At 66.6% G+C, this 12,917-nt stretch carries 15 protein-coding genes; 4 read left to right on the top strand and 11 right to left on the bottom strand.

Annotated elements, in window-relative coordinates:
• Nucleotides 1-40: 40 nt before the first annotated feature.
• From AB0M02_RS13420 to AB0M02_RS13405, 4 genes are all read right to left on the bottom strand, one after another.
• The gene (locus AB0M02_RS13420) at nt 41-751 is read right to left on the bottom strand and encodes a hypothetical protein (RefSeq protein ID WP_364225640.1); all 711 of its coding nucleotides are present in this window, start codon (nt 749-751) and stop codon (nt 41-43) included.
• Nucleotides 748-1,410 carry a hypothetical protein gene (locus AB0M02_RS13415; RefSeq protein ID WP_364225638.1) on the bottom strand — a complete coding sequence of 221 codons (663 nt, stop codon included), beginning with the start codon at nt 1,408-1,410 and terminating at the stop codon, nt 748-750. The genes AB0M02_RS13420 and AB0M02_RS13415 overlap by 4 nt, the downstream gene beginning before the upstream one ends.
• Nucleotides 1,411-1,554: 144 nt before the next feature.
• The gene (locus AB0M02_RS13410) at nt 1,555-1,887 is read right to left on the bottom strand and encodes a PPC domain-containing DNA-binding protein (RefSeq protein ID WP_364225635.1); all 333 of its coding nucleotides are present in this window, start codon (nt 1,885-1,887) and stop codon (nt 1,555-1,557) included.
• A gap of 3 nt (nt 1,888-1,890) precedes the next feature.
• On the bottom strand, nt 1,891-2,685 hold the full coding sequence (locus tag AB0M02_RS13405; RefSeq protein WP_364225633.1) for a helix-turn-helix transcriptional regulator: 795 nt from the start codon (nt 2,683-2,685) through the stop codon (nt 1,891-1,893).
• Between the two features lie 156 nt (nt 2,686-2,841).
• Here AB0M02_RS13405 and AB0M02_RS13400 point away from each other — a divergent pair, with 156 nt between their 5' ends.
• The gene (locus tag AB0M02_RS13400) at nt 2,842-3,024 is read left to right on the top strand and encodes a hypothetical protein (RefSeq protein ID WP_364225631.1); all 183 of its coding nucleotides are present in this window, start codon (nt 2,842-2,844) and stop codon (nt 3,022-3,024) included.
• Between the two features lie 396 nt (nt 3,025-3,420).
• Here the strand turns inward: AB0M02_RS13400 and AB0M02_RS13395 are convergent, their stop codons facing one another.
• From AB0M02_RS13395 to AB0M02_RS13380, 4 genes are all read right to left on the bottom strand, one after another.
• Nucleotides 3,421-3,717, bottom strand: a complete 297-nt coding sequence (locus tag AB0M02_RS13395) for a hypothetical protein (RefSeq protein ID WP_364225628.1) — start codon at nt 3,715-3,717, stop codon at nt 3,421-3,423.
• A gap of 15 nt (nt 3,718-3,732) precedes the next feature.
• Nucleotides 3,733-4,407, bottom strand: coding sequence for a DUF2637 domain-containing protein (locus AB0M02_RS13390; protein ID WP_364225625.1), 675 nt, complete (start codon nt 4,405-4,407; stop codon nt 3,733-3,735).
• A complete protein-coding gene (locus AB0M02_RS13385; RefSeq protein WP_364225623.1) occupies nt 4,404-4,961 on the bottom strand; it encodes a helix-turn-helix domain-containing protein in 558 nt (185 codons plus the stop codon). The genes AB0M02_RS13390 and AB0M02_RS13385 overlap by 4 nt, the downstream gene beginning before the upstream one ends.
• Before the next feature lie 270 nt (nt 4,962-5,231).
• Nucleotides 5,232-6,065: a tyrosine-type recombinase/integrase gene (locus AB0M02_RS13380; protein WP_364225620.1), complete on the bottom strand. Its 834-nt coding sequence runs from the start codon at nt 6,063-6,065 to the stop codon at nt 5,232-5,234.
• Between the two features lie 132 nt (nt 6,066-6,197).
• On the opposite strand from AB0M02_RS13380, the gene AB0M02_RS13375 reads away from it, so the two are divergent.
• Nucleotides 6,198-6,389 (top strand): DUF5703 family protein, encoded by a 192-nt coding sequence (locus tag AB0M02_RS13375; protein WP_364225617.1) that lies wholly within the window; start codon nt 6,198-6,200, stop codon nt 6,387-6,389.
• 66 nt (nt 6,390-6,455) lie between these two features.
• Here AB0M02_RS13375 and AB0M02_RS13370 read toward each other — a convergent pair whose 3' ends face one another.
• Nucleotides 6,456-7,136 carry a hypothetical protein gene (locus AB0M02_RS13370; RefSeq protein ID WP_364225615.1) on the bottom strand — a complete coding sequence of 227 codons (681 nt, stop codon included), beginning with the start codon at nt 7,134-7,136 and terminating at the stop codon, nt 6,456-6,458.
• Between the two features lie 22 nt (nt 7,137-7,158).
• The gene (locus tag AB0M02_RS13365; protein ID WP_364225612.1) at nt 7,159-8,469 is read right to left on the bottom strand and encodes a M20/M25/M40 family metallo-hydrolase; all 1,311 of its coding nucleotides are present in this window, start codon (nt 8,467-8,469) and stop codon (nt 7,159-7,161) included.
• A gap of 68 nt (nt 8,470-8,537) precedes the next feature.
• On the opposite strand from AB0M02_RS13365, the gene AB0M02_RS13360 reads away from it, so the two are divergent.
• Nucleotides 8,538-9,116 carry a hemerythrin domain-containing protein gene (locus AB0M02_RS13360; RefSeq protein WP_364225609.1) on the top strand — a complete coding sequence of 193 codons (579 nt, stop codon included), beginning with the start codon at nt 8,538-8,540 and terminating at the stop codon, nt 9,114-9,116.
• Between the two features lie 116 nt (nt 9,117-9,232).
• Entirely contained in the window at nt 9,233-10,222 is a 990-nt protein-coding gene (locus AB0M02_RS13355) for a LysR family transcriptional regulator (RefSeq protein ID WP_364225606.1), read from the top strand.
• A 40-nt stretch (nt 10,223-10,262) separates the two neighbouring features.
• Here the strand turns inward: AB0M02_RS13355 and AB0M02_RS13350 are convergent, their stop codons facing one another.
• The gene (locus tag AB0M02_RS13350; protein WP_364225603.1) at nt 10,263-12,860 is read right to left on the bottom strand and encodes an ATP-dependent Clp protease ATP-binding subunit; all 2,598 of its coding nucleotides are present in this window, start codon (nt 12,858-12,860) and stop codon (nt 10,263-10,265) included.
• Nucleotides 12,861-12,917: the final 57 nt, after the last annotated feature.

The raw sequence follows: 12,917 nt of genomic DNA, 5'->3' as shown, positions 1-12,917 counted from the left end.
ATGTCCCGGAGGCTTTGAGCCTCCGGGCCTTTTTGTGTTTCTAGGATCTGACGATAGCGGGATACGGTGGAGGATTCTCGCGCTCCGCTTCTAGCAGATCTGCGCGGAATGCCTCGATTAGCTCGGCCTCCCTGCCGTTCCAGAAGAATTGGTCTTCAACGGCCTTAAAGTAGCTCACAAGTGAGGCGACCTGATTCGTGGCTTCACGAAGTCTGGTCTTCTGCTGTTCTTCCGCCTGTGGCGACAAGGCGGACCACTTGTAGTGAACGAATCCATTCCGAAGTTCGGTCACTAGGTTGAGGGTGCGGATCATCTCGGCTGGCACCTCGGGGAGTCCTGCCAGCTTCCAGGTCGAAGCCATCTTGGTCTGAAGGTTGAATGTCCTGATCATCGGGATGTAGATGTCTTCTGCGAATCCTGCTCGCCGAAGACTCCGGATCAGAATGCCGTTGATGAAGTGTTCAAACCAGGTGGCGTAGAACATGATCCCGATGAGATCGTCACCCTCGTTTGTCTCCGTAACAGCGCGTTCTAGTAGCTTCTCCTGATGATCAAAGATTGGATGAAACTCGGTCTCTTCAAAATCAGGTTCGTTAACGAAGTCCTGAAGAAGTCTTCTGAAGTCTGTAAGTAATTCATCGAAAGTCCGGCTTCCGACTTCAATGGAACCGTCTTCTACCCAGGATCTAAAGGTTGCCTCGAAGAACGATCGCCGAAAGCGATCGATGATGTCACGATCTTCCGCGTTCAAATCGGCCTCTTCGCGCTCTTGATTTCGCTTCCTATGTCGCTTCGAATTTCGTTACGAAGACTGACCAGTTGGCTACGGAGTAGTGCTAGTGTTTCCTGATGCCCCTTGGATTTCTTTTCTGACTCGGCGTCAGGCTCGGGCGAAATCCACACGATCATTCTCGCGTATTGATTCAAGGTTGTTACACAATCCTTCGTCGCGCTGACGATGGTCGGAGATCCTATTATCTCGACGCGCGCAACAGGTTCTTCAAGGATACTTTCTGCGGCGAAAGCTTTGTCGAACTGATCCTCTACGTCAAGGATTCCCCAATGGGCATTCATGGCGAGTCTCTTAAGGTCTTTGATGGCCGTGTCAAAGCTTGCCAAGAGCGTTTGATAGGCCGAGAGCCTTTCTTGGTGAAGTCTTGCCGTGTCCTCCCGTTGCCACTGCTCCCGCCTTTCGCCGCGTTCCCGTTCCCACCGCAGCGCCTCTTGCTCCCGTTCCCTCTCGAAGCGCTCGTCTTGAAGCTGCTTCTGCCGTACCCACTGTTTGGTGTCGCGCCTACTGTTCATCCATTGCGTCAGAACGGAAGCAGCCAGCGTTCCCAAAATGCCGACGGCGGCAATGATCAAGGGCAGGTATGTGGTGCTCTGGCCCGCATCCGCAGCGAAGTACATGCACCCATGTTTAAGGGCCCCGTCAAGGCCGGTGCCGGCTCCTTGGGGGTGGAAGGCGTAAGCCCTGTTCAGGGTATAGAAGACCCCGGACATTGCTGGGTTCGCCCGGGGTCTCAACGTCAGTCTACGGCCCTCTCATGCCGCCTAGAGAGGCTGTACGTAGGCGTGCACAAAGAACGTCTCAACGGTGGCCGCGTGAAGGTGGCCGCCGGTCACCAGATCCTCTCCGTAGAGGGTCACGTGTAGGTGCACCTTTCCATCCGCTACCTCACCGGTTCCGGACAGTTCTAGCGGCTGGTTGTAAGACCGCAGGTAGTCCGTGAGAGCGTCGTCTTTTTTCATCACCGACACCGTGGCCGTCTGTACGGCACCAATGAGCGTGATTGAGGCGGCAGTGATCCCCAGTTCCTCGACGGCGGCCCCGACGGCCCCGAGGACTTCCTCACCTTTGCCGACCTTGATTAGGTGCATTCCCATCCCTTACAGCTTGAGGGGGTCAACGCCCGCCAGGGCGGCCCCAATGGTCCGGACGTTTTCTGTGGCTGTCTCGGTTCGGAGTGCAGCCAGCAACGCCGTATTTACCGATTCGGTGGCGGCCCCACGATTCCGGTAAAGGGTGACCGCAGCGCACCACCGGGCCCCGGCATCATTCGGATTGCCTAGCTCTTTCGTGAGCGTTCCGACCTGATGCTCATTCAGGCCGTCGGCCGTCGCCATTTGGGCAGCCTCATCCCACGGTAACGCCAGAACTCGGGAAAGTACGGCGGTGACGTATAGCTCTCTCACGTGGCCGTCATTCCGGAGAACTGTCACGGCTTCGGAACCGATCACCGGTGACGGAACCTTCGCTAGGACACCGGTAGCGTTTACACGCAACAGGGCGTTACCCCGGTTGGTCCATTTGGAGAGCGTCGCCACGGCTGCGGCATCCTGACCGACCAGGGCGGCAATTCCCCTGTCGGTGGCGTGACTTGTTTGCAGCTCGGTTAGTAGGCCGCTCCGCCCATTGCTGATCTCATGGGTGATCGCAATTGCTGTGTCGTCGGCGGGACCGGCGGCCAGAATGCCTAGGGTGCCGAGCAAAAGGCTACGGCGGTCCAAGTCTTCCCCTAACGCTTTCTCGTATGCCTTCACAACGTCAGGGGTGGCCTGACGGGTGCCGTTTTCCACGTTGCCAATGTGGGACCGGCTGTATCCGGTCCGCTTCGCCATACCGGCCAGGGATAGACCGGCCGAGGTTCGGGCCTCTTTCAAGATCCGCCCTAGCTCACTCACCCGCTACCCCTGTCGTCGGTTTGAAGCACGTTGAAGACAGCTACCGCCTGGCTTCCGACTGTGCCGCGCCTGACGCTGTGTCCACAACGAATCTTCACCCCGTCGGGGCGACGGGGCTAGTGGGTCTTCCCGATTTCTGGCGGAGAGGTGGGGGCAGTGCTGGTAGTGGGGCCAAGCAAGTTACCGCCCGATGGGGACGTGCGGGTGTGGATGGACACCGGAAGCGGCCCCGGCTATGAGTTCGCGGTGCCCGTCAAAGACCTTGGCGTGGTGAACGACGACCAGGCCGACGATCGTGGGCGCGTCTATTCACTCACCGAACGTGAATGTGACGGGTGAGGAACGAATGTCAGGGCGTCGCCACTATCCGCCAATCGCGGTTTTTCACATTCCCGAGTGCCCAACACTCGGCGGCAACGGCACCGCCAAATCTCACGACTTGGCGCGCACCGACTTTCCACACAACAGAGAGTGCCCATGCTTCAAGCTCGCCCTAACTCCGATCGTGCCCTACGTGATCGTTGAGGAGGGTGACGATCTTGACCACCTTTACCGGCCGTCGGATGAGCGTCCCCCGGATGCCGCTAGGTCGCTGTGCAAAGCGTGTAAAGGCACCCACGGCAACGTTGACGGTGACCGTGAGCGGATAGAGGTGCGTTTGAGGCCGCTACAACGGCCGTAGAGACGAGGAAAGCCCCGGACCAAAGTTCGGGGCACCTCTGCCGTCTTGATCGTTTAGGCGGCTTTCTGCTCCGCAATCATGGTGTCGGCGGCATGTAGCGCCACCCAACGGCGGTGGGCATCCGGAGCGTCCTCGGTGACGTACAGCACCTCCGTCAAGGACAGTTCCATCATGACGGCCAGGTCTAGGGCCGACTGCGGCACCTTCTCGTAGGGGGCATCGTCGTACAGCAGATCTAGCACCTCGTCGTCGGTGATGCCGAGGGCACCTGCCAACTTGTCGTAGGTGTTGAGGCCGAGTCGCTTACGTCCGGCCGTGACGTACGGGTTGCGAGCGTAGAAGCGGAACACGGGTGGTCCTTCCTGTTAGGCGGACGCCAGGACGGCGCGCAGCCGTCGTGGCGAGATGTCCAGTCGGGCGGCTACGTCTTCCTTCGTTGGTTCCGGTTGTTCCGCCAACATGGCTACGGCCAGGCGGCGAGTCTCGGCGGCCGGACGGCGGCGCTTGGCAGTCTTGGGCGGCACCTCGGGGGAATCCACCGGGGTGCTGGTGGACATCCGTGTCAGGTTGGCTCCCACATCGGCAACGGCTTCCCGTTGTTCCGCCGGAACTTCTGTCGCTGCGTCACTGTGTGCTAGCGCCGGCACCGACGCAGAGTCACCGGAACTTGAGAGCACCAGCTTTGACAGCGCCATGAACGCCAGGGCAGGCACGGCCGACAACACCCATCCGGAGACGCCTGGCTTGGCCACGGCCAGTTGTGCCGCCAGAGACAGCACGGCGGCGGCCACCAGTAGGAACATGGGATACCGGAACGACTGTCCGGCACGGCGGCGCTGCCGGATCGTCAGGAGAGCGGCGATCGGTACGAGCTCCGAGACACAGGCGTTGACCCACCCGAACGCGTCGGGGGTTCCTGGGGGCGAGTTCCGCATGGTCCAGTCGTGTACGTGGGTGAAGGATGCCCACCCTGCGGCCAGGCCGACGGTTAGAAGGATGAGGACCAGGGCGGCACGTTCCGCCCGCTCACTGCTGCTCACTTGTCACCGGCCAGAGCTTCGGCACGGCAGCAACGGCAGTTGTGGGCCAATTCCCCTAGGTGCCGCTGGCACCGGTCGGCACCGACAGCGGGCGGCAACGCTGCGCCCCGTCGCTCCCACGTCGGCGCGGGGTTGCTTGGCTTGGTTTTCGGAAGGAATCGACGCCAGTCGGGGCGCTTGCGCCCCTTCACTTCTTCTAGATCTTCTTCACCAACTTCGGGTGACACCTCTTGGCTGTCACCCCCGGCGGTCGAATCTGTCACCCCCTGGCTGTCAGATGTCACCCCGGACGGTGCGGCTGTCACCAGGCGGTAGACCCGAGTGGCAATGCCCTTGACCTGACTCACGACCAGGCGGCCGAGCTTCACCAGGCGACCAATGGCACGCTGCACAGTCCGGATGGAGCAACCAACGTATTCAGCGATCGTCGGCACCGACGGCCAGGCCGTACCGGTGTTGGCGTTCTGGTGGGAGATGATGGCGACCAGGACCAGCCGGTCAGTCGGCTTGAGATCCTTGGACGCGGTCAGGGCCTCCTTGACGGCGCGGCTCACTTGGTACCCCCGGCAGTAACGATCCGGCGGACAGCGGCCAAGTCAGAGGGTGTGAGGGTGTGCCGGTTCTTCCAGGCGAACAGCAGCAACACGGCTGTGTCCGCATCCATTGGGCCGAACAGTGAGAGCGCATCGAGTGCGGCACGCACCCGGCGGTTAGGGTGGTTCATTGCGGGACTCGCTTCCCGTCAGGCCCCGGGAGTGTTGGCGCACTCGCCGGGGCTACCTACGTCTTGTGAAGGTGTTTCAGGGGCGGGAGTCAGGCCCCAGCTAGTTGCGGTCGGTCAGCTTTCGGGCGGCTTCCTGCGCCCGCTGCGCCCTGGTCGCTCGCGTGTAGTGCCGCGTCATGGGCGATCCTGGGGACCAGCCGTAGAGGAATTCCATGGCCTCTGGCGAGAGACCGGCGTCGGCCGCTTCCGTCGCCGAGGTGTGCCGAAACAAGTGGGCGTGTACCCGGACCTGGATGCCTGCCTTTTCCACCCGTCGGGCAATCAGCATCTGGATGCCGGTTCGGGTCATCCGGCCCTTCTTGCCGAGCCACAGCGCCTCGGCGTCGGCGTGGCGGTGCTTCGCTCGCGCTCGTAGGTACCGCTCGAATGCCAGGCCGGTTGCGTCGCCCATCGGGATCATCCGGTAGCCGGTCTTGCCACTCAATGCCAGGAGGTCATTCCGAAGATCGACCGCAGCGACGGTCATGGTGCTCAACTCACCCATGCGGGGCGTGCCGATCAGGCGGAGAGTTCGGATGATCGCCATGTCGCGTACGTCGTTGAACTTGTTGCCCCTGCAAGCGTCAAGCAACGCTTTGCCGTCGGCAGGGTCGAGCACCCTCGCGGGCTTTTCCTCCACCTCGATGCGCGGAATGCGCGCCAACGGGTTGACGGTGATGATCTCTTCCGCGAGAGCCCACCGGTAGAACGCGCTCAAGTTGCGCTGGTCCTGCCGGACACGAGTAGCGGAGACGTCATCTAGGCGTGACTCAAACCACGCTTCAAGGTCCAGTCGGGTTGCCTCGCTGGCTGGCTTCCCCAGCCACTCGGTCAACGTCCGGTAGCTGTACCAGTAGTCACGGACGGTGCTGTGTGACCGCCGCCGCAGCTTCAAGGTCCGGCCGTAGCTTGACCAGGCCAGATCCGTTAGTACACGCTCCAACGCTTCGCTCCGATCGTTGCTCGGAGTGAATAACCGCTGGTCAGTGCTTGTCGGGGAGCCTAGAGCGGGTGCACTCTAACTGCCATGGACTACGAATACGCGCCGCTGCGGTTACCTTCGAATGTCGATCGGCTGACCGCGGCGGCGCAGCTCGCCATACAGGCCGAGTTCTCCGGCTGGGAGCTGGCCACGGTCCAGCTCTTCCGCGACGGCACCCGCAAGGTGATGCTGCGCCGCAGGATCCAGCCCACGCCTCAGCCCAACCTGAGTTACTGAAGCCCGCCCGGCCGATCCGGACGGGCTTCGTCGTCTCCCGGCTCTGCGCCTCGCGGCACAGGGCCCTTAATGCTGGTGACCGGCGTGGTCGTGGTGGTCGTGGTCGTCCTCGTCGGGCAGGAACGGGTGCTCGTCCAGGCGGCCGACCAGCAGGTCGCCCTCGACCGGGGCGAACGGGCCGCTGCCGTCGGCGTCGTCGAACGCCTCCAGGTCCAGGGGCTCGGTGACCTCGGTGACCGTGAGCAGGCCGTCGAGCGGCTCCAGCTCCGGCACGTCCAGGGACGCCAGCGAGCCGTCGCCGGCCTGCAGCAGCTCCAGGACCGCCTCGCCGACCGACTCGACCGGGCCGGCGTCCTCGTCGTCCGGCACCGAGCTGCGACGGGCCGTCTCGGCCACCCGCAGCAGGGCCGTCACGCTGGGCACCCGGTAGTCGCGGCGCTGCCGCACGGAGACCACCTGCGGGTACGGGTCCGCACCGGCACCGTCCGCACCACCGCTGATCTGGGCGAAGCGCTCGTCGGCCTGGTCCGGGTCGATCGCCTCGACGTCCCACGGCGTGACCTCGCCGAACGCGTCGAGCAGCTTCTCGTCGTACGCGTACGACGCGTTGTTCAGGTCGACGTACGCCTGCCAGACGTCGTCGTCGTCGATCCGCCCGGCGGCCGCCTTGACGGCCGCAAGGTGCGCTCGCGCCGCTTCGACGACCCGTTCGAGGGCGGCGTCGAGCTCGGCGTTGTGATCGGTCATGAAATGGGGGTCCTTCCGGAATTCAGCTGTTTCGGAGCAATCGGTCGAGCACACGCACGCCGAACTTTAGTCCCTCGACCGGAACTCGCTCGTCGATGCCGTGGAACAGGGCGCTGAAGTTGAGATCGGGCGGAAGGCGCAGCGGCGCGAACCCGAAGCACCGGATCCCGAGCGTGGCGAAGGCCTTGGCGTCGGTGCCGCCCGACATCAGGTACGGCACAGTACGCGCACCGGGGTCCTCGGCCCGCAGCGCGGCACCCATCGCGTCGACCAGGTCACCGTCGAACGCGGTCTCCACGGCCGGCTGCTGGTGCACGTGCTCGATCTCCACGTCCGGCCCGATCACGTCCCGCAGCTCGGCGAGGAACGCGTCGGCGTGTCCGGGCAGCGTGCGGCAGTCCACGGTGGCCGACGCCCGGCCCGGGATGACGTTGTCCTTGTAACCGGCCTCCAGGCGGGTCGGGTTCGCCGTGTTGCGGATCGTCGCGCCGATCAGGTTCGCGATCGGCCCGAGCTTCGAGATCGCCAGCTCCGGGTCGGCCGGGTCGAGGTCGATGTCGAGCGCGTCGCTGACCTGTTCGAGGAACGCCCGTACGGTCGGGGTGACGACCACCGGGAAGCGGTGCCGCCCCACCCGGGCGACCGCCTCGGCGAGCGCGGTGACCGCGTTGTCGTCGTGGATGAACGAGCCGTGGCCGGGCCGGCCGGTCGCGTGCAGCCGCAGCCAGTCGAGTCCCTTCTCGGCCGTCTGCACCAGATAGAGGCGCAGGTCGTCGTTGACCGTGTACGAATACCCGCCCACCTCGCCGATCGCCTCGGTGCACCCCTCGAACAGCTCGGGGTGCTCGCGCGTGAGCCACTGCGAGCCGTACTCCATGCCGGCCTCTTCGTCGGCCGTGTACGCCAGCACGATGTCGCGCGGCGGGGTGTACCCGGTGCGGCGCCACTCGCGGACCACGGCGAGCATCATGGCGTCGAAGTCCTTCATGTCGACGGCGCCCCGGCCCCACAGGTAGCCGTCCTTCTCCTCACCGGCGAACGGGTCCACCGACCACTCGCTCGCGTCGGCCGGCACCACGTCGAGGTGGCCGTGCACCAGCAGCGCGCCGCGTGACGGGTCGGCGCCGGGGATCCGGGCGATCAGATTGGCACGCTTCGGCGCCGACTCGAGCAGCCGCGTCTCGACACCCACCTCGCCCAGCCGCTCGGCGACGTACTCGGCGGCGACCCGTTCGCCCACTGTCGTCCGCGGGTCGCCGGTGTTGGTGGTGTCGATGCGGAGCAGGTCCCGGCAGAGCCCGGTGACCTCGTCCACGGCTGTCGTGGTGTTCATCCGCCCTTCTTACCAGCCGTTTGTCACGGAGGTTTGCCGGGACGACACCGGTGGGTATGAGCGGCGCCGTGTCTGAAGTGAATCTCCCCCCGCTGCCGCCGATCGGCGGCGAGACCTCCGGCCGCAGCGTCGTGGACGTTCTGGCCGAGCAGCACCGCGAGGCGCTCGCGCTGACCGAGCGGCTGACCACCGGCGACTACGACAAGCAGGTGGCCTCGGTACTGGTCGCCACGCTCTCCCGGCACCTCTCCGCCGAGGAGCAGTACCTCTACCCCGCGATCCGGACCGCGGTGCCCGGCGGCGACGAGATCGCCGACCGCGAGCTCGCCGAGGATCGTGATCTTCTGATGCTGCTCTCCGGTCTGGAGCGCGGCGAGGAGCCGGGACCGGTCGCCGAGGCGATCCGGCGGCACGTCGCGGCGGACGCGGAGGAACTTTTCCCGCTCCTCGAACAAATGGTCCCCGCCGAGGACATGATCCGGCTGGGCAACCGGGTGGAGACTGCTGAGGAGGCCGCGCCGACGCGGCCGCACCCGCGTACGCCGTCCCGCCCGCCCTGGAACAAGGTGGTCGACCCGGCGATCGGCGTCGTGGACAAGTTTCGTGATCTCATCACCGCACGCAAAACATATGTACGGGATTTGTAACGCTGGCCGTTTAAGACCCTTCTGTCCTGTTCGTTAATGTGTTTGTCACGGGTTGCGGATCTTTCCGCGGCGCACAGGGCTAGCCTTCGATCCCGTTCTAGTCCTAACGTCACGCTATGAACCTCGAGCTGCGGCATCTGAAGGTGGTCTGCGCCATCGCGGAGACCGGCAGCGTGACCAAGGCCGCGTCCCAGCTGGGCCTCGCCCAGCCGGCGCTCACCGCGCAACTCCAGCGCATCGAGCGGACGCTGGGTGGGCCGCTGTTCGACCGTGACCGCCGGGGCGCGCGCCCCACCGCACTGGGCGAGCTGGTGCTCTCCCGTGCCAGGGTGCTGCTGCCCGCCATGAAGGGCCTGCAGGACGAGGCCGCCCGGCTCGCCGCCGGCGGTGGCGACACCATGAGCCGGTATCGGATCGGCGCGGTCGGCGGCCCGGTGGTCGCGCACCTCATGCACCGCCTCGCGGAGGCGCAGCCGGAGGCGCAGATCACCACCCACGCGTCGTACTACGTGGAGGAACTGGCGGGCATGGTGCTCGCCGGGAAGCTGGACTACGCCCAGGTCGGCGTCTGCGGTGACGCGCTGCCGTCGGCGGAGTTCGGCCTGGTCTGGCAGACGATCGCGGTCAACGCCGTGTGCGTGCTGATGCCGGAGGACCACCCACAGGCGAAGAACCGTGAGGTGGACCTCGCCGAGCTGGGCGAGGAGCACTGGGTGGCGGGCGCCGGCGACACCTGCTTCGCCGACTGCTTCGCGGCGGCCTGCGCGCGGGCCGGCTTCGCGCCGCGCAAGATGCTCGAGACCGACGCCCGGGCCTGCGTCGACATGGTCGAGCTGGGCCTCGCGATCGGGCTGTGCCAGGCGACGTTCCGGCCGCCCGCGGGCCTCACCAGCCGGCCGCTCAAGGGCGCGCCGCTGCGCTGGCGCCTGGTCATGGGCTGGCACCCGGACTCGCCGGCCGCCCGCAGCGCGCCGAAGCTGATGGCGCTCGCCGACGAGGCCTACCAGGACGTCATCTCCCGCAACGACGCCTACATGGAGTGGATGCGCTCCGAGCCCGAGGTCAGCGGAATCACGCCCCTCGAGCCGACCAGAGAGGCCGCCTGAGTCCAGTTCAGGCGGCCTCCGGTAAATCGAGCAAAACGGATCAGCGGGCGGGCGCCGAGAGGGGCGATGCCGAGACCTCGAAGGTGAGCTCGCCGTCGCGGGCGTCCACCTTCACCGTGCGGCCCGGGGCCAGATCGGCCGCGAGCAGCATCTTGGACAGCCGGTTGTCCAGCTCCCGCTGGATCGTGCGGCGCAGCGGCCGGGCGCCGAACTCGGGCTGGAACCCGCGCTCGGCCAGCCAGTCCACGGCCGCGCCGGTGATCTCCAGCTGGACGTCCTGCGCGTGCAGCCGCCGCCGGGTCTCGTCCAGCATCATCTCGGTGATCCGGTGCAGCTGACCGGTCTCCAGCTGCCGGAAGATGATGATCTCGTCGATCCGGTTGATGAACTCCGGCCGCAGCTGCTCCTTGAGCCGGCGGTCCAGGCGGTCACGCAGCTCCTCGTCCGGCGAGCGGCCGGTGTCCGAGCCGCCGAAGCCGACGCTGCGGGTGGAGCCGCTGATCAGGTCCGAGCCGAGGTTGCTCGTCATGATCAGGACGGTGTTCTTGAAGCTGACCGTCCGGCCCTGGCTGTCGGTGAGCCGCCCGTCGTCGAGCACCTGCAACAGGATGTTGAAGACGTCCGGGTGCGCCTTCTCGATCTCGTCGAGGAGCACCACGCTGTACGGCCGGCGCCGCACCGCCTCGGTCAGCTGACCCGCCTCGTCGTAGCCGACGTATCCGGGCGGGGCACCGACCAGCCGCGACACCGTGTGCCGCTCCTGGAACTCGCTCATGTCCAGCCGGATCATCCGGTCCGCCTCGCCGAACAGCGCCTCGGCGAGCGAGCGCGCCAGCTCGGTCTTGCCGACACCGGTCGGGCCGAGGAACAGGAAGCTGCCCACCGGCCGGTCCGGGTCACCCAGCCCGGCACGCGAGCGGCGCACCGCCTCGGCGACCGCCTCGACCGCGTCCTCCTGGCCGATCACATGCCCGTGCAGGTGCTCCTCGAGGCGCAGCAGGCGGTCCCGCTCGGCCTCGGTGAGCTGCGCCACCGGGATGCCGGTCGCCCGCGACACCACGTCCGCGACGTCCGCGTCGGTCACCTGCGGCACCCCACCGGGACCGGCGCCGGCACCGGCGATCTGCGCCTTCAGCTCGTTGATCTGGTCACGCAGCTGGGACGCCTGCTCGTAGTGCTCCGCCGCCACCGCCTGGTCGCGGTCCCGGGAGAGCTGCTCCAGGCGGCGCTCCCGCTCGCGCAGGCCCGCGTCCGGCGTCTTGGTGCGCAGCCGCACCCGGGCACCGGCCTGGTCGATCAGGTCGATCGCCTTGTCCGGCAGGAACCGGTCGGTGATGTAGCGGTCGGAGAGCACCGCCGCGGCGTCGAGCGCCTCGTCGGTGATCCGCACCTGGTGGTGCGCCTCGTAGTTGTCCCGCAGCCCGCGCAGGATCGCCACGGTGTCCTCGACGGTCGGCTCGCCGACCAGCACCGGCTGGAAGCGCCGGGCCAGGGCCGCGTCCTTCTCGATGTTCTTGCGGTACTCGTCGAGGGTGGTCGCGCCGATCACCCGCAGCCTGCCCCGCGCGAGGGCCGGCTTGAGCATGTTGCTGGCGTCCATCCCGCCGCCCTCGCCGCCACCGGCGCCGACCAGCGTGTGGATCTCGTCCATGAAGACGATCAGGCCGTCACCGGACGCCTGGATCTCGTCGATCACCTTGCGCAGGCGCTCCTCGAAGTCGCCGCGGTATCGGGTGCCGGCCACCAGACCGGCCAGGTCCAGCTGCACGACCCGCTTGTCCTGCAGGGTCAGCGGCACGTCGCCGTCCACGATCCGCTGCGCCAGGCCCTCGACGATCGCGGTCTTGCCCACGCCGGCCTCGCCGATCAGCACCGGGTTGTTCTTGGTCCGCCGGGACAGGATCTCCACGGCCTGCTCGATCTCGTCGGCCCGGCCGATCACCGGGTCGATCTCGCCGCGGCGGGCCGACTCGGTCAGGTCGACGCCGAACTGCTCCAGCGTCGGGGTCGGCGCGGACGTGCCGCGCGAGCCGCCCTGGCCACCGCCACCGCTGGTGGCGGGCGCCTCCGGGTGGGGGATGGCACGCGGGTCGAGCCGCCCGGCGAGCAGCCGCCCGGCGGCCGAGTCGGTGTTGAGGCCGAGCGCCATGAGGATGTGCTCCGGCCCGATGTAGGACGCGCCGACGGCCCGCGAGATCTGCAGGCTGTCCAGCAGCGCGCGCTTGGCGGCCGGGGTCAGGGCCACCTGCTCCGGCAGGTCACGGCCCGCGGCGCCCATCTCGGCCCGGCGGTTGGCCGCGGCGGTGCGCGCCGTCTCGCCGCCCGCCTGGTTGTCCAGGTCGCGCAGCAGGGTCTCCGGGTCCGTGCCGGCCTTGCGCACGGTCTGCTTCATCGGCTCCTGCTGGAGCACCGCCCAGAGCAGGTCGTCGGTGTCCAGGTCGGCGAGCGCCCGCTCGCCGGTCGCCATCTCCGCGGCCCGCCGCGCCGCCTCGGTGAGCACCTGCCGCGCGTCGTTGCTCATGTACCGCGCGATGTCGAAGCGCTGCGCCGCCCGGCGCGGCTCCGCCGCACCGAAGAAGCGCGCGAACAGGTCGTCCCACTGGCCGGGCCCGCTGGGCCCGAACGGTCCGATGCTCATCAGTCTCTCTTCTCCTGGTACCTCGTGGGCGGCAAGGTGCGCGCCGCCGAGTGTTGT

The organism is Actinoplanes sp. NPDC051861, assembly GCF_040681145.1.
In the GTDB taxonomy this organism is placed as follows: Bacteria; Actinomycetota; Actinomycetes; order Mycobacteriales; family Micromonosporaceae; genus Actinoplanes.
The sequence above is the reverse complement of the archived record's forward strand: the minus strand, read 5'-3'. Positions and strand labels throughout refer to the sequence as shown.

Bases quoted from the DNA above. Each gene is read 5' to 3' on its own strand.
- AB0M02_RS13415 (WP_364225638.1), bottom strand. From the start codon at position 1,410: ATGTACTTCGCTGCGGATGCGGGCCAGAGCACCACATACCTGCCCTTG.
- AB0M02_RS13410 (WP_364225635.1), bottom strand. From the start codon at position 1,887: ATGGGAATGCACCTAATCAAGGTCGGCAAAGGTGAGGAAGTCCTCGGG.
- AB0M02_RS13375 (WP_364225617.1), top strand. From the start codon at position 6,198: ATGGACTACGAATACGCGCCGCTGCGGTTACCTTCGAATGTCGATCGG.
- AB0M02_RS13370 (WP_364225615.1), bottom strand. From the start codon at position 7,136: ATGACCGATCACAACGCCGAGCTCGACGCCGCCCTCGAACGGGTCGTC.
- AB0M02_RS13365 (WP_364225612.1), bottom strand. From the start codon at position 8,469: ATGAACACCACGACAGCCGTGGACGAGGTCACCGGGCTCTGCCGGGAC.
- AB0M02_RS13355 (WP_364225606.1), top strand. From the start codon at position 9,233: ATGAACCTCGAGCTGCGGCATCTGAAGGTGGTCTGCGCCATCGCGGAG.
- AB0M02_RS13350 (WP_364225603.1), bottom strand. From the start codon at position 12,860: ATGAGCATCGGACCGTTCGGGCCCAGCGGGCCCGGCCAGTGGGACGAC.